Here is a 19147-nt window from a genome sequence, read left to right as displayed (position 1 = left end):
CCGCCCTTGCGGGCGTCCTCGCCGGGAGCTGGGCGGGCTTGCCGGAGGGCTGGCGCGGCGGAGCGGGTCGGCCTGCCTCCGGCGGGAGTATTTTTGACGAAGAGAAGCTGGGAGCTCTTCGGCGGGGTCAGCTGCGGCGGCGGCCGCGGCGTTCGCGTTTGGGTGCCGGGGTGTCGCCGGTGCCGTCGGTGTCGGAGCTGAAGCCGCCAAGCGCGGCGGCGATCTGCTCGAGCGTGGGGCGCGGCCCGGCGGGGCGGGTCTCGAGGGCGGTGCGCATGGCCCGCAGGTGCTCGGGCATGGTGCCGCAGCAGCCGCCGATGATCCGCGCGCCGGCGTCGCGCGCCAGCACCGCGTAATCCGCCATCAGCTCGGGCGTGCCGTTGTAATGGATATGGCCATCCTCGTAGCGCGGGATGCCGGCATTGCCCTTGGCAATGATCGGGCGCTCGGTGCCGGTGGCGGCAAAGCCCAGCACCGTGCGCATCAGGTCGGAGGCGCCGACGCCGCAATTGGCGCCAAAGGCCAGCGGCGGGTTCGGCAGCGCATCGACCTGGCGCACGAAGGCATCCGAGGTCACGCCCATCATGGTGCGCCCGGCGGTGTCGAAGCTCATGGTGCCGCACCACGGCATGCCCACATTGGCGAAGGCCTCGGCGGCGGCGGCGAACTCCTCAGGCGCCGAGATGGTCTCGACCCAGAGCACGTCGGCGCCGCCCTCCTTGAGCCCGGCTGCGGTCTCTTCGAACATCTCGACCGCGGTCTCGTGGCTCAGGGTGCCGACCGCGCCCATGATCTCGCCGGTGGGGCCCACGGAGCCCGCCACCACCACCTTGCGGCCCGCGGCATCGGCCACCTCGCGGCCCAGCGCGGCGGCGAGGCGCGACAGCTCGAAGGCGCGGGAGGCCGCATCGTGCAGCTTGAGCCGCGAGGCGTTGGCGCCGAAGGAGTTGGTCAGGAAGATGTCGGAGCCGGCCTCGACGGCGTTGCGGTAGAGCGTGCGGATGCGCTCGGGGTGGTCGACATTCCAGAACTCCGGCGCGTCGCCCGAGGCCAGCCCCATGTTGAACAGGTTGGTGCCGGTGGCGCCGTCGGCCATCAGCCAGTCGCGGGTGGAGAGCAGCTCGGTCAGTGCGTCGGTCATGCTATGCCTTGAGGTCTGGTCTTGAATGCGGAGCCCGGGCCGATGCGAAAGATCGCGGCCCGGGTGTCGGGTTTTATAGCGCCTTGAGTGTTGAGGAAAGCCTTGGCCGGCGCAATGGCGGCTCAGGCCCGCCTGCGGCGTCCGCCGCCACGGCGTCCGCCGCCACGGCGTCCGCCGCGGGCGGCGGTGGGCTCGCCGGTCTCGGCTTCCTTGTTGAAGGCGATCCAGGCGCCGCCATGCGGATCCTGGTTCATCAGCAGGTTGGCGGCGCGGATCGCGGCCATCTCGGAGCCGGGCTTCGCGCGGGTCGAGCCCATGCCGAAGAGGGTGACGAAGGTCTCGTCGTCGATGTCCTCGGGCAGGATGATGCCGGCTGCGGCGATCTCGGCCTTCTTGGCGGCGATCTTGGTCTGGGTGACGGGCAGGGCGACCGGGTTCATGATCGCCGAGGTCATGCCGGCGCCCATGGCCATCGGCAGGAAGGCGTTGTTGATGCCGTGCCGGTTGGGCAGGCCGAAGGAGATGTTGGACGCGCCGCAGGTGGTGTTGACGCCGAGCTCCTCGCGCAGGCGGCGGACCAGGGCAAAGACCTGCTGGCCGGCGGTGGCCATGGCGCCGATCGGCATGACCAGCGGGTCGACCACGATGTCATGCGCCGGGATGCCGAAATCGGCGGCGCGCTCGACGATCTTCTTGGCCACCGCAAAGCGCACATCCGGGTCTTCGGAGATGCCGGTATCGTCATTGGAGATCGCCACCACCGGCACGTTGTATTTCTTGACCAGCGGCAGCACCAGTTCGAGCCGGTCTTCCTCGCCGGTGACCGAGTTCAAGAGCGGCCGGCCCTCTGCCGCCGCCAGCCCGGCCTCGAGCGCGCCGGGCACCGAGCTGTCGATGCAGAGCGGCAGGTCGACCAGCCCCTGCACCAGCTCGACGATCTGGCGCATCAGCGGCGGTTCGGTCTCGTTGGGGTTGGGGTTGGAGTTGTAGACCACGCCGGCGTTGATATCGAGAATGGCGGCGCCGGCGGCGGCCTGCGCCAGCGCGTCCTTTTCCACTGTCGAGAAATCCCCGGCCTCGAGCTCGGCGGCGAGCTTCTTGCGCCCGGTGGGGTTGATGCGCTCGCCGATCACGCAGAACGGTTCATCGAATCCGAGCGTGGCGGTGCGGGTCTTCGACTCGACAACGGTTCTCGTCATGGAATGCTTTCTCCTCTCAAGCGGTCCAGAAGCTGGGGCAGGGTGGCGTCGGTGTAATCGGCGATGGTGGCCTTGGCCCCGGCCTCGTGCAGGCGGTCGTGGCTGAGCCCCGAGCGGACCCCGATGGCATAAGCGCCCGAGCGCGCGGCGGCGCGCATGCCGCTCTGGCTGTCCTCGAAGGCGAGACAGTGGCGCGGCTCGGCACCGAGCTGGCGCATTGCGGCGAGATAGGGCTCGGGGTCGGGCTTGGCGCGGGCGCATTCGTCGCCGATGATCAACAGCTCGAACCGGTCGCGCAGGCCGATGGCGTTCAGCATGTGCTCGCCATTCTCGCGCGGCGCGTTGGTCACCACCGCCAGCCGCCAGCCCTCGCGATCGGCCTGATCGAGCAGCGCGACAGTGCCGGGCATCGGATCGGCGCCGTCGCCCAGACGCTCGCGGAAGCGGCGTTCCTTCTCGTCCGACAGCGCCAGCGCGTCGCAGCCCGGGAAGAGCTTGGGGAACATCTCGAGGTTGTGGTGCCCGTGGATGCTGTTTTCGTAGATCTCCGGGGTCAGTTCCTTGCCGTTCTCGGCAAAGATTTCCGCGAAGACCGCGTAGTGGAGCGGGTCGGAGACGAGCAGGGTGCCGTCAAGATCGAAGAGGAGAGCTTTGGTCATACCCGCCTCGATACCCGCTCTCACACCACCCGTCGAGCGGGGCGCGTGGCTTCGCCGCCATGGGTCGCGGCCCATTCGGCACAGGTCTTGATGCCGCCGAGCGGGAAGAGATGCGCCTGTTCGATGGGAAAGGCGGGATCGGCGGCCTTGCGGGCGGCAAGCTCGGCAGTGAGTTCGGTCGGCTCGTAGGGCAGCAGCAGCTTGCTGACATCGAGGGCGCGCTTTTGCAGGACGCGCAGGGACGGGCCGACGCCGCAGGCGATGGCGAACTTGATCATGGTTTGCAGCTTGGCCGGACCGGCGAGGCCGATATGGATCGGCAGGTCGATGCCGTTCGCGCGCAGGCGCGTGGCCCAGTCAAGGATCGGCTGCGCCTCGAAGGCGAACTGGGTGACCATCGCCATCTGCGCATCGCTGCGCTCGGAGAAGTCTTGCTTCCAGCGCGCGGCGGCCATGACCTCGGCCTCGCCGCCATCGGTGTCAATGTCGCGGTTGCCCTCCGGGTGGCCGGCCACGTGGAGCCGGGTGAAGCCTGCCTTGTCGAAGAGCCCGGTTTCGAGCAGCTGCATCGAGCTGTGGAACGCGCCTTGCGGCTCGGAGACGCCGCCGGCGAGGATCAGCCCCTGGGTGACGCCGGCCTCGCCCTGGTAGCGAGCGATCCAGTCAGTGAGGGTCGCCTTGTCGGCGATGATCCGGGCCGGAAAATGCGGCATGACGTCAAAGCCCTCGCCGGCAATGCGGCGGGCGGTGGCGACCATATCGTCGATCGGCGTGCCGTCGATATGGGCGATGTAGACGCGGGTGCCCTCGGGCAGAAGGGTGCGGAAATCCTCGACCTTGGCGGCGGTGCGCGGCATCACCTCAATCGAGTAGCCGCTGAGAAATCCGCCGAGTCCCGAGGTCGGGGGAGTGGCCTTGGGCTTGCGGAACTTCAGTAGCGACATCCAGCGGCTCCTTTGGATCATCAGGGGGGCGTCAAGGGGCGGTAGGGCCGGTGGCCCAACCGTCATTGGCAATGAGCGCCCGCAGGCGGGCAGCGTCGTAATCCTGTTCGATGCGGGCGGCGGTGGCCTCGGCCAGCGCCTGTGGCTCGCCATCGCCCTCGCCGGCGGATGCGCGGCGCCACTCGGCGAGATAGGCATCGGTGTCGGAGGCGCCGACCTTCATCGCGGCCCGGTCGATCGCCTGCTCGAAGCGCTCCGGCAGCGGTGCCTTGGCGCCGCGCCGGCCACGTCCCACCAGCACCTGCGCCGGGATGTCGCGCCAGTAGACGATGGTGATCTCGGGCATGTGGGCGATTCCCTCTCTCCGGTTCCTTTTTGTTTAGCGGCGCGGTGCCGGTGCCCGGGGTCGGATTTCGACACTCGTGGCCTCGTCAGCGACTTCCGGAGGCCAGCGCGGCGCGGGCCGGCGCGGCGCGAGGCGCACGGTTGCAAAGAAAATCTCGCGTTTTGACACATTCTTGCTGCGCTTTGCCGGCAGGCTTGCTGTCATGGAGGCAGGCACCGCCGGGGCGTGTGCCGAAACGGAGGAAGCCAAGAGCGATGGTTATCGCGGTGAAAGCGCACAGGATCGCCTATATGGCGCTGCCCAAGGCGGGCTGCTCCACGGTGAAGGCTGCGCTGGCGCAGGTCGATCCCGATGTGAGCGTGCCCCCGGGGGAAACACCCGACGTGATGACCTGGCACCGGCTCTATCCGACACGGCGGTTCCGGCCGCATCGCTGGGAAGAGTATGACGACTGGTGGCGCTTCTGCGTGGTCCGCGATCCGCTCAAGCGGCTGCTGTCGGTCTATACCAACCGGGTCGTCGGCATGCGCGAGCTGCACAACTGCCGCAACATCCTGCGCGGCAAGGTGGACCTGCCCAAGGATCCCGATCCGGATTTCTTCTATCAGAACCTGCGCGCCTATATCGACGCAGCCTCCGCGATCAAGCACCACGCCCTGCCGGCCTGGCTGTTTCTGGGCCCCGATCTCGGGCGCTACGACCGGATCTACCGCACCGCCGATCTGGCATGCTTCGGCGAGGAGCTGGCGGCGCGCACCGGCTGCCCGGTCAACATCACGCGTGAGAACTCCAGCGAGACCCGGCTGCATCTCGACGATCTCGCGTCCGAGACGATTGCGGCAATCCGGGACTATCTCGAAGAGGAATACGCCTATCTGGCGGAGTTCTATGAAAATCCGTTCGGTTCGCGCCAGCATCCCGCTTGCACGGTGCCGTCGCGCCGCGTATCCTGAGGGCAACTTCATATTCGGAAAGGCGCTCAATCATGGCGCCAAGGCGTCCCAAAGGTGCGGGCGCTTTCCCGAGACCGGTAGAGAGCCCCGCGCCGCAACCGCCTGATCCTAGTGCGCTTTATGCCGCTCTGGATCTGGGCACGAACAGTTGCCGCATGCTGATTGCCCAGCCCAAGGGCAGCCAGTTCCATGTGGTCGACAGCTTCTCCAAATCCGTCCAGCTCGGGCAGGGGCTCGAGCGGACGGGGCGGCTTTCGCGCGCCTCGATGAACCGCACCATCGGGGCGATCCGGGTCTGCCAGCAGAAGATCAAGCGCCACAAGGTCGAACGCATGCGGCTGGTCGCCACCGAGGCCTGCCGCCGGGCGCAGAACGCGCGCGAGTTCATCCGGCAGGTGCGGCGCGAGACCGGGCTGCAGCTCGAGATCATCCAGCCCGAGGAGGAGGCCCGGCTCGCGGTCATCTCCTGCGCGCCGCTGGTCTCGACGCGGACCGAGCAGCTTCTGGTGGTCGATATCGGCGGCGGCTCGACCGAGCTTGTCTGGATCGACCTGTCCTCGGTGCCCCGGCGCGACCGGCCGGCGGCGATCATGCGGCTGCACGCGGGCTTCCATCCGCCCGAGAGCCCGTTTCCCGCCGCCAAGGTGGTTGACTGGATCTCGGTGCCGCTGGGCGTGGCGACGCTGCGCGACCAGTTCAACGATGTCGAGGACGACGCCGCACGCTACGCGCTGATGAGCTGGTATTTCGAGGAGAACCTCTCGGAATTCGCGCCCTACAAGGACGCCCAGTCGCGCGAGGGATTCCAGATCGTCGGCACCTCCGGGACGGTGACCACGGTGGCGGCCTCGCATCTCGGGCTACGGCGGTACGACCGCACCAAGGTCGACGGACTGCGCATGACCTCGGACCAGATCGAGGCGGTGATCGGGCGCTATCTCGAGATGGGCCCGGCGGGGCGCCGGCGCGATCCGCGCATCGGGCAGGACCGGCAGGCGCTAATCATGTCCGGCGCGGCGATCCTGCAGGCGCTGCTGCGGCTCTGGCCGACCGACCGTCTCTCGGTCGCAGATCGCGGCCTGCGCGAAGGGCTGCTCTACGCCCAGATGTCGGCCGACGGGGTGCTGGAGGACGGGCCGCTCTGAGGGCGCGTTCCGGCAAAGGCGCTGAGCCCGGAGGCGGCAAGCGCCTGCCCGTGGGGTGGCGCTCCTGACCTCAATGATTTTCAAGGTCCGATCCCCGCGCTGATCCGCCCGGAACAAGCCGAAGGCGCCGGGCGAGCGCCTGCCCGTCCCGGCGGGCTGGCGCTTTGTCATCTTTGCGCTCTGGATCGAGGTCGTCCGGACTTGGCCGGGATAAATCGGCGACCCCGGAGGCGGGAAGCGCCACCCCACGGGCAGGCGCCCGCCCGGCGCGTGTCGCACATCTTGACGCGTCGGCTGGATTTTACGTCGCATGAAAAAAGCCCGGCGCTCCTCAGAGCACCGGGCCGTTTCAAATCCGTCAGTGGCGTGGCCTCAGAACGGGATCTCGTCGTCGAGATCGCGCGAGGGGGCGCGACCGCCACCACCGCCACCACCCGAGCCGCTGCCGTAATCGTCGCGGCCGCCGCCATAGCCGCCACCGCCGCCGCTGCCACCACCGTAGCCGCCGCCGGAGCCGCCGTAATCACCGCCGCCGCCGCCGCCCTGGCGGCTGTCGAGCAGGGTCAGCTCGCCGCGATAGGGGCGCAGCACGACCTCGGTCGAGTAGCGATCCTGGCCGGATTGGTCCTGCCACTTGCGGGTCTCGAGCTGGCCCTCGATATAGACCTTGGAGCCCTTGCGGAGATACTGCTCGGCGATCCGCGCCAGCGGCTCCGAGAAGATCGCCACCGAATGCCACTCGGTGCGCTCGCGGCGCTCGCCGGTGTTGCGGTCCTTCCAGTTCTCCGAGGTGGCAATCCGCAGGTTGCAGACCTTGCCGCCGTTCTGGAAGTTGCGGGTTTCGGGATCGGCCCCGAGATTGCCCACCAGGATCACCTTGTTCACTGAGCCGGCCATGTCATCCTCACGCGTTGTTCCGATTCTTCTCCCCCGGAGGGGTTTGGACGAGCCTTACACAGCCACGTCCCGCCGCGCCACCGGATCGTCGTGGAAAACCCCGCGCCCGCGGCGGCAATAGCCTTGTCTGCCCGATACACCGCCTCTGGTTAACGAAACGTTTGGTCGTGGTTAACAGAACATTGGCGGGAACCTGCGCGCCCGGCCAGCCGGGGGTAGCGAAATCCTGCGTGATCCGTATAGTTCCGGCTGGATTTGAGGGGCGCAACGTCGCCCCGTGGACATTGGGACAGGACAGGCTGGTTCATGCGAGTACTGCCTTTTAAGCTGCTGCCGGCGCTTTTGTGCGCCGCGATCACGGCCACGACCGTACAGGCCGAAACCATTTCCACCAAGAACCGGGTGATGCTGTTCCGCAAGCAGACCTCGGTGCTCGACAGCCGCGCCGCCGAGCAATACCGCAGCTCGGTACGGCTGAAGCCGCCGTCGGTGATCACCCCCACGAAATGGGGCCCGATGGGTGGGGACGAGGCCAGTACGCCGGTCTATCGCGGGCGCTACAACGGCCAGTACGCCGACATGGCCCGCACCGCGGCGCGACGGCACGGGGTGCCCGAGGATCTTTTCCTGCGGCTGGTGAAACAGGAATCGAACTTCAACCCGAGAGCGCTGTCGCACAAGGGGGCTATCGGTCTCGCCCAGCTCATGCCGTTCACCGCCAAGCGGCTCGGGGTCGATCCGCACGACCCGGCGCAGAACCTTGAGGGCGGGGCGCGCTATCTCAAGCAGCAATACGTCACCTTCGGCTCATGGCGGCTGGCGCTCGCGGCCTACAATGCCGGCCCCGGCGCGGTCCAGAAGCACGGAGGCGTGCCGCCCTATCGCGAGACCCGAAACTATGTGAAGACGATCTGGGGCAGCTGAGCCGGGACGGGACATCTTGTCCTAGTCAAAGACTCGGGAATTGACCTCGATCAGCGCAGGCTGTAGCTCATCCGGCATGCTCCGAAGGATCTGGAGACACCGATGACCCGAGCCCCGCTTTTTAGCCTCGCCCTCGCCACAGCCCTTGCCATCGGGCTGGGCGCCAGCGCGCTGCGCTCGACACCGGCGGAGGCGCCGGACAGCCTCGAGGCGCTTGGCGAGGCGCTGTTCTTCGACACCAACCTGTCGGCGAACCGCACGCAGAGCTGCGCCACCTGCCACGATCCGGCCTATGCCTTTGCCGATCCCCGCGGGGCGGCCTCACCTGGCGATGACGGCAGCTCTCTGGGCGACCGCAACGCGCCCACCGCGACCTATGCCGCCTATGTTCCACCTTTCGGCAAGAACGAGGCCGGCGAATGGTGGGGCGGGCTGTTTCATGACGGACGCGCCGGCACGCTCGAGGAGCAGGCCGGCGGCCCGCCGTTGAACCCCGTCGAGATGGGCATGGCCGACAAGGCCGCCGTGGTGGCGCGGCTGCGCGAAGATCCGGTCTACATGGAAGCGTTCCCGAAGCTCTTCCGGGCCGGGGTGCTGGACGATCCCGAGGCGGGTTATGGCGCCATGACTCGCGCCATCGCCGCCTTCGAGCGCGGGCCCGAATTCGCGCCCTTCGATTCGAAATACGACCGCTTCCTGCGCGGCGAGGTCGAGCTGACCAAGCAGGAAGAACTCGGGCGTCTGCTGTTCTTCTCGCAGCAATTCACCAACTGCAACCAGTGCCACCAGCTCAAGCGCAGCGCCCTGGACCCGGAGGAGACCTTTTCGGACTATCGCTTTCACAATATCGGCGTGCCCGAGAATACTGCGCTGCGCGCCTCGAACGGCGTCATCACGGCCGATCTCGGCCTGCATGCCAATCCCGTCGTCGAAGCCGCCGCGGAGAGCCATGGCCGCTATCGCACGCCGACGCTGCGCAACGTGGCGGTGACCGCGCCCTACATGCACAACGGCGTGTTCGAAGACCTGCGCACGGTGATCCTGTTCTACAACACCTACAACACCCGCTCCGAGACCCGGAAGATCAATCCCGAGACCGGCGCGCTCTTCGGGCCTCCGGAAGTGGCGGAGAACCTGGCACTCGAAGAGTTGACCGACGGGCCGGCGCTGAAGGATCAGCGCATCGACGCGCTCGTCGCCTTCCTCGAGACGCTGACCGATCAGCGCTACGAGCACCTTCTGGAGGACTGACGCAGCCTGCGCGGCGCACGCGGCTCACTCCCCGGAGAGGCCGAGCTTGTAGAGATGGATCTCGAAGGAGGGGTGCATCTCGGCGCCGGTGACGCCGGGGCGATAGTGGCGATAGAGCGAGCGCCAGTAGGGCTGCACGATCACCGCATCCTCCTGCAGCAGCCGCTCGATCTTCGCCATGACATCGCGCCGGGCCGCGTTGTCGGCGATGGCCAGGGCCTCGGCCACCAGCGCGTCGAACTCGGGATTGGCATAGCCGGTCTCGTTCCACGATTCGCCCGAGCGATAGGCCAGCGCGAGCACCTGGATGCCGAGGGGGCGGTGGTTCCACTCGGTGATCGAGAGCGGATAGCTCTTCCACTCGCTCCAGAAGCGCGAGCCGGGCAGCACGGTGCGGGTGACCTTGATCCCGGCATCCTTGAGCAGCGCCGCGGCGGCGTTGCCGGTGCGCATGGTCAGGCCATCGTCGAGGGTGACGAGTTCGTGCTCGAACCCGAGCATCCCGGCCTCTTCCAGCAGCGCAACCGCGGCCTCGGGCTGGTAGGAGGTGCCACCGACATCGGCATAGTCGGGATGCACCGGGGCGACGTGGTGGTTCTGCGCCACGACGCCAAGCCCGGAATGGCCGAGTTCGAGGCAGATCTCGTTGTCGATGGCGAGTTGCAACGCCTTGCGGACCCGGCGGTCCGCATAGGGGGCCTTGCCCTCGACCAGCGCCGCCTGGTTGGCGCGCAGCACCACGGTGGAGCCGGTCACCACCTCCGAGCGCTCCCAGCCAAGATCGTCGCCCAAGGCGATGAAATCGCCGATGTTTTCGTAGAGCATATCGACCTCGCCAGCGGCGGCGGCAGCAAGCCACGCGGCGGGATCGGTGCCGTAGTCGAGAAACTCGATGCGCTCGATGGTGGCGCCGCCGAAGCCCTCGGCAGTGTCGCCCCACCAGTCGTGATCGCGGTTGCGCAGCAGCACCGCCTTCTCGCCGGGCACAAGGCTCTCGGGCAGGTAGGGGCCGGTGCCGATGGGATTGGCGAGCATCTCCTCGGGCGAGTGGGCCGCGTGCACCACGGCGGCGGGGTAATCGGCGAGACCGACGATCAGCGCCACGTCGGGCATCGGCAGGGCGAGGCGCACGGTGAGGTCGTCGAGCGCGGTCACCGCGCCCTCGTGCAGCTTGCCGGTCTCGGGGTCGACCAGCGTGGTGAGCCGGCCCGCCATCGAGTTGCCCTCGACCTCGCGGTCGCACCAGTAGTGGAACAGGCGCACCACGTCGTCGGCGGTGAACGGCGCGCCGGTGGTCCAGCGCACGCCCGGACGGATGTGGAGCACGTATTCGGTGGCGTCGTCGTTGACCTCCCAGCGCTCGAGCAGCATGCCGCGCACCGAGCCGTCGCGATTGTACTCAACCAGGTATTCCAACCAGCCGCGGGTGATGTTGGCGATCTCGGCCCAGTCGGCGGTGCGGGGATCCTTGAGCGGGCGCACCTCCATCTGAATGCGCAGCGTAGGCGGCGCCTCCTCGGCCCCTTGCGGCGCCTCCTCGGCGGCGGCCGGCGTGCCAAGGCCACCCAGCGCATAGGCCGCGCCGACGCTGACGCCCAGCCCGGTGACGCGGGTCAGGAACTCGCGCCGGCCGATCAGCCCCCGCGCCAGTTCCTCGGCATAAAGCCGGGCTGCGGGATGCGTCTGTTCTGGCTCGCCCGTCTGCGTCATCGCCGTTCCTCTCTGCCGGAGCGGCAGCTTCTTCCGCTGCGGATCAAAACCCATATCCGCCGGGAAGGGCAAGGATTTATCGGTGTCATGCGATCAATGACGCAGACCGGCACGGGGCCCGGTCGTCCGCAGGCCGCGGCGGATCTCGGTGGGCGAGTGGCCGGTATGGCTGCGGATGAAGCGGGTGAAATAGGGCGCGCTGTGGAAGCCGAGGCTCTCGGCAATGCGGTTCACCGGAGGATCGGGCTGGGTCAGTAGCCGCTGCGCCTCGTGCAGTTTGCGCTCGGCCAGCATCGCCGCCGCGGTGCGGTCGCAGGCGGCGCGGGCCGTGCGGGTCAGGTGCGTGGGCGTCACCCCGAGGGCGGCGGCATAGTCGGAGACGCCGCGGTCGCTGCGATACCCGGCACTGAGCGCGCCTGCGTAAAGCCGCATCAGCCGTTGCGCGGCGTTGGGCTTGGCCTCGTCCAGCGGCGCGGCCTCGTCCTGACGGCGCAGCCAGACCGCCACGAGGCTGGCATGGGCACTCAGCGCCTCGGCCAGAAGGCCACGTTGCTGGGACTGCTCGCGCATCATCGCGTCGAGCAGCCCGGTCAGTTCGGCCTGCGCCACGCCCTCGCGGATGCGCAGATGTCGCGGCGCCTCGGGCCAGAGCGCGTCGCCGGCCGGGCAATGCAGCACCAGCCCGAGGCTCTGCAGCCCCGGCTCGAGCGCAAAGAGCGTGCCCGCCGGGATGAAGAGCGCGTTGTGCGGCCCGAGCCCGCGGCGCATGCCATCGACGATGGCGCGGCCCTGTCCACGGGTGAGCCAGATCAGCGTGTGTTCGGGACGGTCGTGCAGCAGGCGGTACTGCCAGCCGGGAAGCTGCCCCAGCGACGCCACCCTCACGGGCGCGGTCCCTGCGGCAGCGGCGCTCATGCGCCGGCCTCGGCGGGCGCGATCACCGGCCAGTCGCGCATCCGGGCGCGGAACCAGCTGCGCTGGCGCTTGGCGAACTGTCTTGTAAGGATGGTGGCGCGGTGGGACGCTTCCTCGAGGCTCAGCTCGCCCTTCAGATGCGCCATCAGCTCGGCCGCGCCGATCGCCTTGGCCGAGGGCAGGTCGGGCGACCATGTGGCGAGGTTGGCGCGCGCCTCGTCGAGCGCGCCCTCGCGGATCATCTTGTCGAAGCGGGCCTCGATGCGCGGCGTCAGCCAGGCCTTGGGCGCGTCGAAAAGGATGGGCTGGGCGCGCGCGAGCGGCAGAGTCGGGGCAGGGGTCTCGTCCTGCCAGTCGGCAAGTCCTCGACCGGTGGCGCGCAGCACCTCCCAGGCGCGCTGCACCCGCATCGGGTTCATCAGGTCGATGCGGGCCCGGGTCCCGGGATCGAGCTCGGCCACCATGGCCTCGCGCTCGCCCGCCGCCAGCCGCGCCATGGCATCCTCGCGAATCTCGGGCGGCGTTGCCGGGATCTCGGCCAGCCCTTCGGTCAGCGCGGTGAAGTAGAGCCCGGTGCCGCCGACGATGATCGGCCGGTCGGAGCCTGCGAGAATCGGGGCCAGATCCCTCAGCCATTCGCCCACGGAATAGGCTTGGCTGCCCGCAACGTGACCATAGAGCCGATGCGGCGCCTGCGCCTCCTCCGCGGCGGAGGGGCGCGCGGTGAGCACGCGCCAGTCGGAAAACACCTGGATCGCATCGGCGTTGACGATCACCCCGCCTTGGCGTCCGGCGATCTCCAACGCCAGCGCAGACTTGCCGCTGGCGGTCGGTCCGGCGATCAGGACCGGGCGCTCCGGGTCCGGCGCGAGACGCGCAAGTCTGTCTGCCAGGCCGGCCTCGCTCACCACTCGATCCCCACATCCTGCGCCATTGCAGCGGCGCCGGTTTTCCGCCACATATGGCGCCGATCCTATCCCCTCTCAGCGACGGAGTTCAACATGGCCGAGGCACCGCAGACCACCTTCAAACGCGTCCTGCTGAAAATCTCCGGAGAGGCGCTGATGGGAGAGCAGGGCTACGGCCTGAACCCGCCCACCGTCGAACGCATCGCGCGCGAGGTGAAGAGCGTGCACGACATGGGTGTCGAGATCTGCATGGTGATCGGCGGCGGCAACATCTTCCGCGGCCTCGCCGGCTCGGCCCAGGGCATGGAGCGCACCACCGCCGATTACATGGGCATGCTCGCCACGGTGATGAACGCGCTGGCGATGCAGTCGGCGCTCGAGGAGCTTGGCGTGTTCACCCGGGTGATCTCGGCCATCCGCATGGACGAGGTGGCCGAGCCCTATATCCGCCGCCGCGCCGTGCGCCACCTCGAGAAAAAGCGCGTCTGCATCTTCGCCGCCGGCACCGGCAACCCCTACTTCACCACCGACACCGCCGCCACGCTGCGCGCCAACGAGATGGCCTGCGAGGCGATCTTCAAGGGCACCAAGGTCGACGGGGTCTACGACAAGGACCCGGTCAAGCATGACGACGCGGTGCGCTACGACACGGTGAGCTATGACGACGTGCTGGTGAAGAACCTCAAGGTGATGGACGCCTCTGCCATCGCGCTGGCCCGCGACAACAACCTGCCGATCATCGTATTCTCGCTGGACGAGCCCGGCGGCTTCCGCGGCATCTTGGCCGGGCAGGGCACCTACACGCGGGTCAGCGGCTGACGCGCCTTTTTACGGGCGGCAACCCTTGCGGCACGGTCGGACGCCTCCGGCGGGAGTATTTTTGACGAAGAGAAGCCAGGTGCACAGCGCTCATGTCTTCTTTGGTTCAGAAATACCTCGGGGGTGAATTGGCGCAAAGCGCCAAGAGGGGGCTGGCCCCCTCCACCGGCACGTCAGCAAGCGCGGCGCTCTGGTCATGGCGCGGTGCGATCACTCAGCCGAGGTGGATGCGGCCCTCCGGGAAGCGCACCCGCGGGACAGAGCGGGTGGCGAGGAAGTAGCCCAGCGTGAGCGGACCCACGCGACCGATGAACATGATCACCATGATCACCACGCGGCCCGGCTCGGTGAGCTCCCCGGTGAAGCCGCGCGACAGGCCGACGGTGCCGAAGGCCGAGGCGACCTCGAAGCAGACGTCGAGGAAATGGCCCTCCTGGGTGGCGCTCAGGATGAACACCCCGATGAACACCAGCACCACGCTGATCGCGGTGAGCGCCATGACCTTCAGAACCTCCGGCAGTCCGATGGAGCGACCGAAGGCGTTGAGCTGGGTGCGGCGCTGGAAGAAGGCGACCGTGGCGAGGCACATGACCACGAAAGTGGTCACCTTGATGCCGCCCGCGGTGGAGGTCGGCCCCCCGCCGATCAGCATCAGCGAGATCACCATCAGCGCGGTGCTGTCATGCATGCCCGCCACGTCGACGGTGTTGAACCCGGCGGTGCGCGGCGTCACCCCCTGGAACCACGCCACCATCAGCCGCACCGGGGCGCTGTCGAACTGCGCCAGCGTCTCGGGGTTGTGCCATTCGAGCGCCGCGAAGGCGCCCCAGCCCCAGAGGATCAGCACCGCACTTCCGGTCAGCATGATCTTGGTGTGCAGCGAGAACCGGGCCCAGCGGCGCAGCCGGGCGATGTCGTCGATCACCACGTAGCCGATGCCGCCGACGATGAAGAGCAGCGGGATCACGACATTCACCATCGGGTCGGCAGCGAAGGGCACGAGCCCGGTCGAGAAGGTCGAGAAACCGGCGTTGTTGAAGGCCGAGACCGAGTGGAACAGCGCCACCCAGAGCCCGCGCCCGAGCCCCAGCATCGGCACGAAGCTCAGCGCCAGCAGCGCCGCGCCCACGAGTTCGCAAATCAGCACCACCTGGAAGATGCGTTTGACCAAACGCATCAGCCGGTGGATCGAGCTCTGGTTCAGCTCCTCGCGCAGGTAGATCTGACCGGTGAGCCCCACCGGCACCCTGAGCGCCGCCAACACCAGCACCGCGAAGGTCATCAGACCGAGCCCACCGAGCTGGATCAGCACCATCAGCACCGCCTCGCCGAACATGGTGAACTCACCCACCGGATCGACGACGGAAAGCCCGGTCACCGTCACCGCCGAGGTGGCGGTGAAGAAGGCCTCGGACCATGTCATCGGCTGCAGCGTGGCGCCGGGCAGCTTGAAGCTCAGCGCCCCTAGCACGGTGAAGACGAGGTAGAGCGCCGCGAGGCTCAGCGGCGGCGAGACGTGCAGCAGCCGGCGCGCGAGGCGCTGGCGCGAGACGCTGAGGCCGAACGCCATGCGGATCAGAGCTCTTCGCCGAAGGCCCGCAGGTCTCCGCGCTTGCCCAGCACCAGCAGGCGGTCGTCCTTCTGCAGCGTCGCGGCCGGGTTGCTGCAGTCGCGGAACTCGGTCCCGCGCATCAGCCCGAGAAGCCTCAGGTCGGGGCGCTCGGCAAGGTGCAGCTCCGAGATCGGCGCGCCGTCGAGCCGTTCGGGCAGCAGGATGTTGACGACGCTGTAGCCATTGCCGAGGCTGACATAGTCCTTCATCGCCGGATTGTTCAGCATCTGCGCCGTGTGGCGGCCCATCTCCTGCTCGGGCAGGATCACCCGGTCGGCGCCCAGCTTCGACAGGATCCGGTGGTGGGTGCGGTTCGACGCCTTGACCCAGATCCGGTCGAGCCCTAGCAACCGCAGGTTCATCGTGGTCAGGATGCTCGACTGGATGTCGGAGCCGATGGCGCAGAGCGCCACGTCGTACTGATCGATTCCCGCCTCGCGCATGGCGGTCTCGTCGGTGGTGTCGAGAATCGCCGTGGCGGTGAGCGTATCGGCCATCCGCGCGACGAGTTTTTCGTCGGAATCGACGCCCATGACATGGTTGCCGAAGCGCGCCAGTTCCTGCGCGACGGTGCTGCCGAAGGCCCCTAGGCCGATCACGACGAAGGTGGAATGCGAGCGAGGCAAGCGGCTCTCCTTTTGATGGGCGCTGTCCTGTCGGGCGACGTTTTCACCGGGCCGCAGCCAAGTCAAGGGACCGGGCTGGCACGTCGGGGCGCCGCCGCAAACCGCTATACATCCGGGGTTTCCTGCCTTAGAAAGCGGTCGGAACGAAAAACACCTGAGCGGGCAGACCAACATGTCAGAAGATTTCGAACTCGACACCGACGATCTCAAGCGCCGCATGGACGGCGCCATGTCGAACCTGCGCACCGAATTCGCCTCGCTTCGTACCGGCCGTGCCTCGGCCTCGATGCTCGAGCCGGTACAGGTCGAGGCCTATGGCCAGATGACGCCGATCAACCAGGTCGGCACCGTGAACGTACCGGAACCGCGCATGGTCACCATCAACGTGTGGGACAAGGGCCTGGTGAACAAGGTCGAGAAGGCGATCCGCGAGTCGGGCCTGGGGATCAACCCCCAGATGAACGGCACCATCATCATGCTGCCGATCCCCGAGCTCAACGAGGAACGCCGCCGCGATCTCACAAAGGTCGCCGGCCAATATGCCGAGCACGCCCGCGTCGCGATCCGCAACGTGCGCCGCGACGGCATGGACCAGGTGAAGAAGGCCAAGGCCGACGGCATGGCCGAGGACGACCAGAAATTCTGGGAAGCCGAGGTTCAGGAGCTGACCGACACCTATATCAAGAAGGTCGATCAGGCGCTCGAGACCAAGCAGGAAGAGATCATGCAGGTCTGAGCCGGACCAGCGGCGCCAGAGGCAAAGGGAGGGGCCTTTCATGCCCAAACCGATCCGCGATGGCGCCGGTCCGCGTCATGTGGCGATCATCATGGACGGCAACGGTCGCTGGGCTCAGCGCCGCGGCCGGCCGCGGCTGTTCGGCCACCATGCCGGGGCCAAGCGGGTGCGCGAGATCGTCGAGGCCTGCCCGGATCTGGGCGTGCGCTACGTGACGATCTTCGCCTTCTCGACCGAGAACTGGAAACGCACCCAGACCGAGGTTGCAGGGCTGATGAGCCTTTTCCGGCGCTACATCACCAAGGAGGCGCGCTCGCTCCTGGGCGAGAACGTCCGCGTGCGCTTCATCGGCGACCGGGTGCGGCTCGACAAGAAGCTGGTGACGCTGATGGACGAGCTCGAGCAGCTCACCGCCGGCTGCACCGGGGTCAACCTCACCATCGCGATCAATTATGGCGGCCGTGACGAGGTGGCCCGCGCCACCAAGCGCCTGGCCGAGGACGTAGCGGCGGGTCGTCTCGACCCGGCAAGCGTCGACGAGGAGACGCTGCCGAAATATCTCGACACCTGCGTGCTGCCCGATCCCGATCTGGTGATCCGCACCAGCGGCGAGGCGCGGATCTCGAACTTCCTGCTCTGGCAATCGGCCTATGCGGAATACGAGTTCGTCGACACGCTCTGGCCCGATTTCAGCGCTGCCGAGTTCGGCACCCTGGTGAGTGCCTACGGGTCGCGGGAGCGCCGCTATGGCGGGGTGAAGGCATGAGCGGCTCGCGCTGGACCGACCTCAAGCCGCGGGTGATCTCGGCGGCGGTGCTGATTGCGCTGGCGCTGGCCGCGGTGTGGATCGGCGGGCTTGCCTGGCGCGCCTTCATCTCGCTGGCCTGCGGCATCATGGTCTGGGAACTCGTACGCATGGTGGATACCGCGCGCGACAAGTCGGCCAACATCCTTGGGGTGCTGGCAGGCGTCTGCGCACTGGCCACGCCCTACCTGCCGCCGGCCTTTGCGCTGCCTCTGCTGCTGCTTCCGTCGATGGCGGGCTTCGGTCGGATGGAGCGGGGCGGCGTGACCTTTGCCGTCTTCACCGCGATGATCTTGCTTGCCGGTTACGGCTTCATGAAACTGCGCTCGGATTTCGGCCTGGTCTGGATGCTGTGGCTGGTTTGCGTCGTGGTGATCACCGATGTGGGCGGCTATTTCGCCGGGAGGACCTTCGGCGGGCCCAAGCTCTGGCCGCGTGTCAGCCCCAAGAAGACCTGGTCCGGCGCCATCGCCGGCTGGCTCGGGGCGGCGGTGGTCGGTCTGATCTTTGCCGGCACCACGCAGGCCGGGATCGGGCTGATGGGGATCTCGATCGCGATCTCGATGGCCAGCCAGATCGGCGACATGGCCGAGAGCACGATCAAGCGCCGGGCCGGGGTCAAGGACAGCTCCAACCTGCTGCCGGGCCATGGCGGGCTCCTCGACCGGTTCGACGGCATGCTGGGCGCGGCGCTGTTCCTGCTGATCGCGGGCCAGATCGTGGACTTTCCCCCGGGGCTTGAATGAGACGAATCTCGATTTTCGGAGCCACCGGCTCCATCGGGCAGAACACCATCGACCTGATCAAGCGCGACGCGCAGGCCTACCACGTGGTCGCGCTGAGCGGCGGGCGCAACATCGCGCAGCTGGCCGAGGATGCCATCGCGCTCAAGGCCGAGATCGCCGTCACCGCAGACGAGGCCTTGCTGCCAGAGCTGCGCGAGCGGCTTGCGGGCAGCGATGTCGAGGCGGCGGCGGGCGAGACGGCGCTGATCGAGGCGGCACGGCGCCCGGCGGACTGGGTGATGTCGGCCATCGTCGGCGCGGCGGGGCTGCCGCCGGGGCTGGCGGCACTCGAGCACGGCGCCACGCTGGCGCTTGCGAACAAGGAAAGCATGGTCTGCGCCGGGCCGCTGGTGATGCAGACGGCGCGCACCCATGGCGGCGCGGTCCTGCCCGTCGACAGCGAGCATTCGGCGGTCTTTCAGGCGCTGATCGGCGAGGATCTCAGCGCCGTTGAGCGCGTCATCATCACCGCCAGCGGCGGCGCCTTTCGCGACTGGCCGCTCGAGAAGCTCGCCACGGCGACGCCAGAGCAGGCCGCGACCCATCCCAACTGGGACATGGGCCAGCGCATCACCATCGACAGCGCCTCGATGTTCAACAAGGCTCTGGAAGTCATAGAGACTAAAGAGTTTTTCGACATCGACCCGGACATCATCGAGGTTCTGGTGCACCCGGAATCGATGATCCACGCGCTGGTGGGCTTCAACGACGGTGCGCTGATGGCCCATGTCGGCCCGGCCGATATGCGTCACGCCATCGGCTTTGCGCTGCA

19 protein-coding genes and 1 pseudogene are annotated in these 19147 nt (G+C 67.9%); 9 read left to right on the top strand and 11 right to left on the bottom strand.

What is annotated here, in order from left to right:
• Window positions 1–127: 127 nt before the first annotated feature.
• The 5 genes from bmt to AC6RA4_RS01820 form a co-directional block, all read right to left on the bottom strand.
• Window positions 128–1141 (bottom strand): betaine--homocysteine S-methyltransferase, encoded by a 1014-nt coding sequence (bmt, locus tag AC6RA4_RS01840; RefSeq protein ID WP_500156824.1) that lies wholly within the window; start codon window positions 1139–1141, stop codon window positions 128–130.
• Window positions 1142–1263: 122 nt separating this feature from the next.
• Window positions 1264–2340 carry a dihydropteroate synthase gene (locus AC6RA4_RS01835; RefSeq protein ID WP_500156822.1) on the bottom strand — a complete coding sequence of 359 codons (1077 nt, stop codon included), beginning with the start codon at window positions 2338–2340 and terminating at the stop codon, window positions 1264–1266.
• Window positions 2337–2999 (bottom strand): HAD family hydrolase, encoded by a 663-nt coding sequence (locus tag AC6RA4_RS01830; RefSeq protein ID WP_500156820.1) that lies wholly within the window; start codon window positions 2997–2999, stop codon window positions 2337–2339. The genes AC6RA4_RS01835 and AC6RA4_RS01830 overlap by 4 nt, the downstream gene beginning before the upstream one ends.
• Window positions 3000–3019: 20 nt before the next feature.
• Window positions 3020–3943 (bottom strand): methylenetetrahydrofolate reductase, encoded by a 924-nt coding sequence (locus AC6RA4_RS01825; RefSeq protein ID WP_500156818.1) that lies wholly within the window; start codon window positions 3941–3943, stop codon window positions 3020–3022.
• A 31-nt stretch (window positions 3944–3974) separates the two neighbouring features.
• Entirely contained in the window at window positions 3975–4289 is a 315-nt protein-coding gene (locus AC6RA4_RS01820; RefSeq protein ID WP_500156817.1) for a virulence factor, read from the bottom strand.
• A gap of 254 nt (window positions 4290–4543) precedes the next feature.
• On the opposite strand from AC6RA4_RS01820, the gene AC6RA4_RS01815 reads away from it, so the two are divergent.
• Together AC6RA4_RS01815 and AC6RA4_RS01810 are read left to right on the top strand one after the other, a co-directional pair.
• Window positions 4544–5242, top strand: a complete 699-nt coding sequence (locus tag AC6RA4_RS01815) for a sulfotransferase family 2 domain-containing protein (protein WP_500156815.1) — start codon at window positions 4544–4546, stop codon at window positions 5240–5242.
• 32 nt (window positions 5243–5274) lie between these two features.
• Window positions 5275–6387, top strand: coding sequence for a Ppx/GppA phosphatase family protein (locus tag AC6RA4_RS01810; RefSeq protein WP_040544861.1), 1113 nt, complete (start codon window positions 5275–5277; stop codon window positions 6385–6387).
• A gap of 372 nt (window positions 6388–6759) precedes the next feature.
• On the opposite strand, the gene ssb is transcribed toward AC6RA4_RS01810, so the two are convergent.
• On the bottom strand, window positions 6760–7284 hold the full coding sequence (ssb, locus tag AC6RA4_RS01805; protein WP_222605269.1) for a single-stranded DNA-binding protein: 525 nt from the start codon (window positions 7282–7284) through the stop codon (window positions 6760–6762).
• A gap of 306 nt (window positions 7285–7590) precedes the next feature.
• Between ssb and AC6RA4_RS01800 the strand changes: the two genes are divergently transcribed.
• Window positions 7591–8208 carry a lytic transglycosylase domain-containing protein gene (locus AC6RA4_RS01800; protein ID WP_500156812.1) on the top strand — a complete coding sequence of 206 codons (618 nt, stop codon included), beginning with the start codon at window positions 7591–7593 and terminating at the stop codon, window positions 8206–8208.
• A gap of 102 nt (window positions 8209–8310) precedes the next feature.
• Window positions 8311–9459, top strand: coding sequence for a cytochrome-c peroxidase (locus AC6RA4_RS01795; RefSeq protein ID WP_500156810.1), 1149 nt, complete (start codon window positions 8311–8313; stop codon window positions 9457–9459).
• 24 nt (window positions 9460–9483) lie between these two features.
• On the opposite strand, the gene AC6RA4_RS01790 is transcribed toward AC6RA4_RS01795, so the two are convergent.
• The 3 genes from AC6RA4_RS01790 to miaA form a co-directional block, all read right to left on the bottom strand.
• Window positions 9484–10830, bottom strand: coding sequence for an ABC transporter substrate-binding protein (locus tag AC6RA4_RS01790; protein WP_500156877.1), 1347 nt, complete (start codon window positions 10828–10830; stop codon window positions 9484–9486).
• A 432-nt stretch (window positions 10831–11262) separates the two neighbouring features.
• Window positions 11263–12054: a helix-turn-helix transcriptional regulator gene (locus tag AC6RA4_RS01785; RefSeq protein ID WP_500156808.1), complete on the bottom strand. Its 792-nt coding sequence runs from the start codon at window positions 12052–12054 to the stop codon at window positions 11263–11265.
• A gap of 26 nt (window positions 12055–12080) precedes the next feature.
• Entirely contained in the window at window positions 12081–12995 is a 915-nt protein-coding gene (gene miaA / locus AC6RA4_RS01780) for a tRNA (adenosine(37)-N6)-dimethylallyltransferase MiaA (RefSeq protein WP_500156806.1), read from the bottom strand.
• Between the two features lie 90 nt (window positions 12996–13085).
• Between miaA and pyrH the strand changes: the two genes are divergently transcribed.
• Complete coding sequence (gene pyrH, locus AC6RA4_RS01775) at window positions 13086–13811, top strand: UMP kinase (RefSeq protein WP_500156804.1); 726 nt, start codon at window positions 13086–13088, stop codon at window positions 13809–13811.
• 214 nt (window positions 13812–14025) lie between these two features.
• On the opposite strand, the gene AC6RA4_RS01770 is transcribed toward pyrH, so the two are convergent.
• Both AC6RA4_RS01770 and AC6RA4_RS01765 read right to left on the bottom strand, forming a co-directional pair.
• Window positions 14026–15381 carry a TrkH family potassium uptake protein gene (locus AC6RA4_RS01770; protein ID WP_500156802.1) on the bottom strand — a complete coding sequence of 452 codons (1356 nt, stop codon included), beginning with the start codon at window positions 15379–15381 and terminating at the stop codon, window positions 14026–14028.
• Between the two features lie 5 nt (window positions 15382–15386).
• Window positions 15387–16049 (bottom strand): potassium channel family protein, encoded by a 663-nt coding sequence (locus AC6RA4_RS01765; RefSeq protein ID WP_500156800.1) that lies wholly within the window; start codon window positions 16047–16049, stop codon window positions 15387–15389.
• 172 nt (window positions 16050–16221) lie between these two features.
• Here AC6RA4_RS01765 and frr point away from each other — a divergent pair, with 172 nt between their 5' ends.
• The 4 genes and pseudogenes from frr to dxr all read left to right on the top strand — a co-directional run.
• Window positions 16222–16785, top strand: coding sequence for a ribosome recycling factor (gene frr / locus AC6RA4_RS01760; RefSeq protein WP_500156798.1), 564 nt, complete (start codon window positions 16222–16224; stop codon window positions 16783–16785).
• Between the two features lie 40 nt (window positions 16786–16825).
• Window positions 16826–17551 (top strand): undecaprenyl pyrophosphate synthase, encoded by a 726-nt coding sequence (gene uppS, locus AC6RA4_RS01755; RefSeq protein WP_500156796.1) that lies wholly within the window; start codon window positions 16826–16828, stop codon window positions 17549–17551.
• A complete protein-coding gene (locus AC6RA4_RS01750; RefSeq protein ID WP_500156795.1) occupies window positions 17548–18336 on the top strand; it encodes a phosphatidate cytidylyltransferase in 789 nt (262 codons plus the stop codon). Before uppS ends, AC6RA4_RS01750 begins: the two co-directional genes overlap by 4 nt.
• Window positions 18333–19147, top strand: a pseudogene (dxr, locus tag AC6RA4_RS01745) (1-deoxy-D-xylulose-5-phosphate reductoisomerase); the annotation flags it as partial. The gene AC6RA4_RS01750 and the pseudogene dxr, both read left to right, overlap by 4 nt.

It is taken from the genome of Salipiger sp., from assembly GCF_059781815.1.
The sequence above is the reverse complement of the archived record's forward strand: the minus strand, read 5'-3'. Positions and strand labels throughout refer to the sequence as shown.

Coding starts and splice junctions, on each gene's coding strand:
- bmt (WP_500156824.1), bottom strand. CDS start 1,141: ATGACCGACGCACTGACCGAGCTGCTCTCCACCCGCGACTGGCTGATG.
- AC6RA4_RS01835 (WP_500156822.1), bottom strand. CDS start 2,340: ATGACGAGAACCGTTGTCGAGTCGAAGACCCGCACCGCCACGCTCGGA.
- AC6RA4_RS01830 (WP_500156820.1), bottom strand. CDS start 2,999: ATGACCAAAGCTCTCCTCTTCGATCTTGACGGCACCCTGCTCGTCTCC.
- AC6RA4_RS01825 (WP_500156818.1), bottom strand. CDS start 3,943: ATGTCGCTACTGAAGTTCCGCAAGCCCAAGGCCACTCCCCCGACCTCG.
- AC6RA4_RS01820 (WP_500156817.1), bottom strand. CDS start 4,289: ATGCCCGAGATCACCATCGTCTACTGGCGCGACATCCCGGCGCAGGTG.
- AC6RA4_RS01815 (WP_500156815.1), top strand. CDS start 4,544: ATGGTTATCGCGGTGAAAGCGCACAGGATCGCCTATATGGCGCTGCCC.
- AC6RA4_RS01810 (WP_040544861.1), top strand. CDS start 5,275: ATGGCGCCAAGGCGTCCCAAAGGTGCGGGCGCTTTCCCGAGACCGGTA.
- ssb (WP_222605269.1), bottom strand. CDS start 7,284: ATGGCCGGCTCAGTGAACAAGGTGATCCTGGTGGGCAATCTCGGGGCC.
- AC6RA4_RS01800 (WP_500156812.1), top strand. CDS start 7,591: ATGCGAGTACTGCCTTTTAAGCTGCTGCCGGCGCTTTTGTGCGCCGCG.
- AC6RA4_RS01795 (WP_500156810.1), top strand. CDS start 8,311: ATGACCCGAGCCCCGCTTTTTAGCCTCGCCCTCGCCACAGCCCTTGCC.
- AC6RA4_RS01790 (WP_500156877.1), bottom strand. CDS start 10,830: ATGCTGCTCGAGCGCTGGGAGGTCAACGACGACGCCACCGAATACGTG.
- pyrH (WP_500156804.1), top strand. CDS start 13,086: ATGGCCGAGGCACCGCAGACCACCTTCAAACGCGTCCTGCTGAAAATC.
- AC6RA4_RS01770 (WP_500156802.1), bottom strand. CDS start 15,381: ATGGCGTTCGGCCTCAGCGTCTCGCGCCAGCGCCTCGCGCGCCGGCTG.
- frr (WP_500156798.1), top strand. CDS start 16,222: ATGTCAGAAGATTTCGAACTCGACACCGACGATCTCAAGCGCCGCATG.
- uppS (WP_500156796.1), top strand. CDS start 16,826: ATGCCCAAACCGATCCGCGATGGCGCCGGTCCGCGTCATGTGGCGATC.
- AC6RA4_RS01750 (WP_500156795.1), top strand. CDS start 17,548: ATGAGCGGCTCGCGCTGGACCGACCTCAAGCCGCGGGTGATCTCGGCG.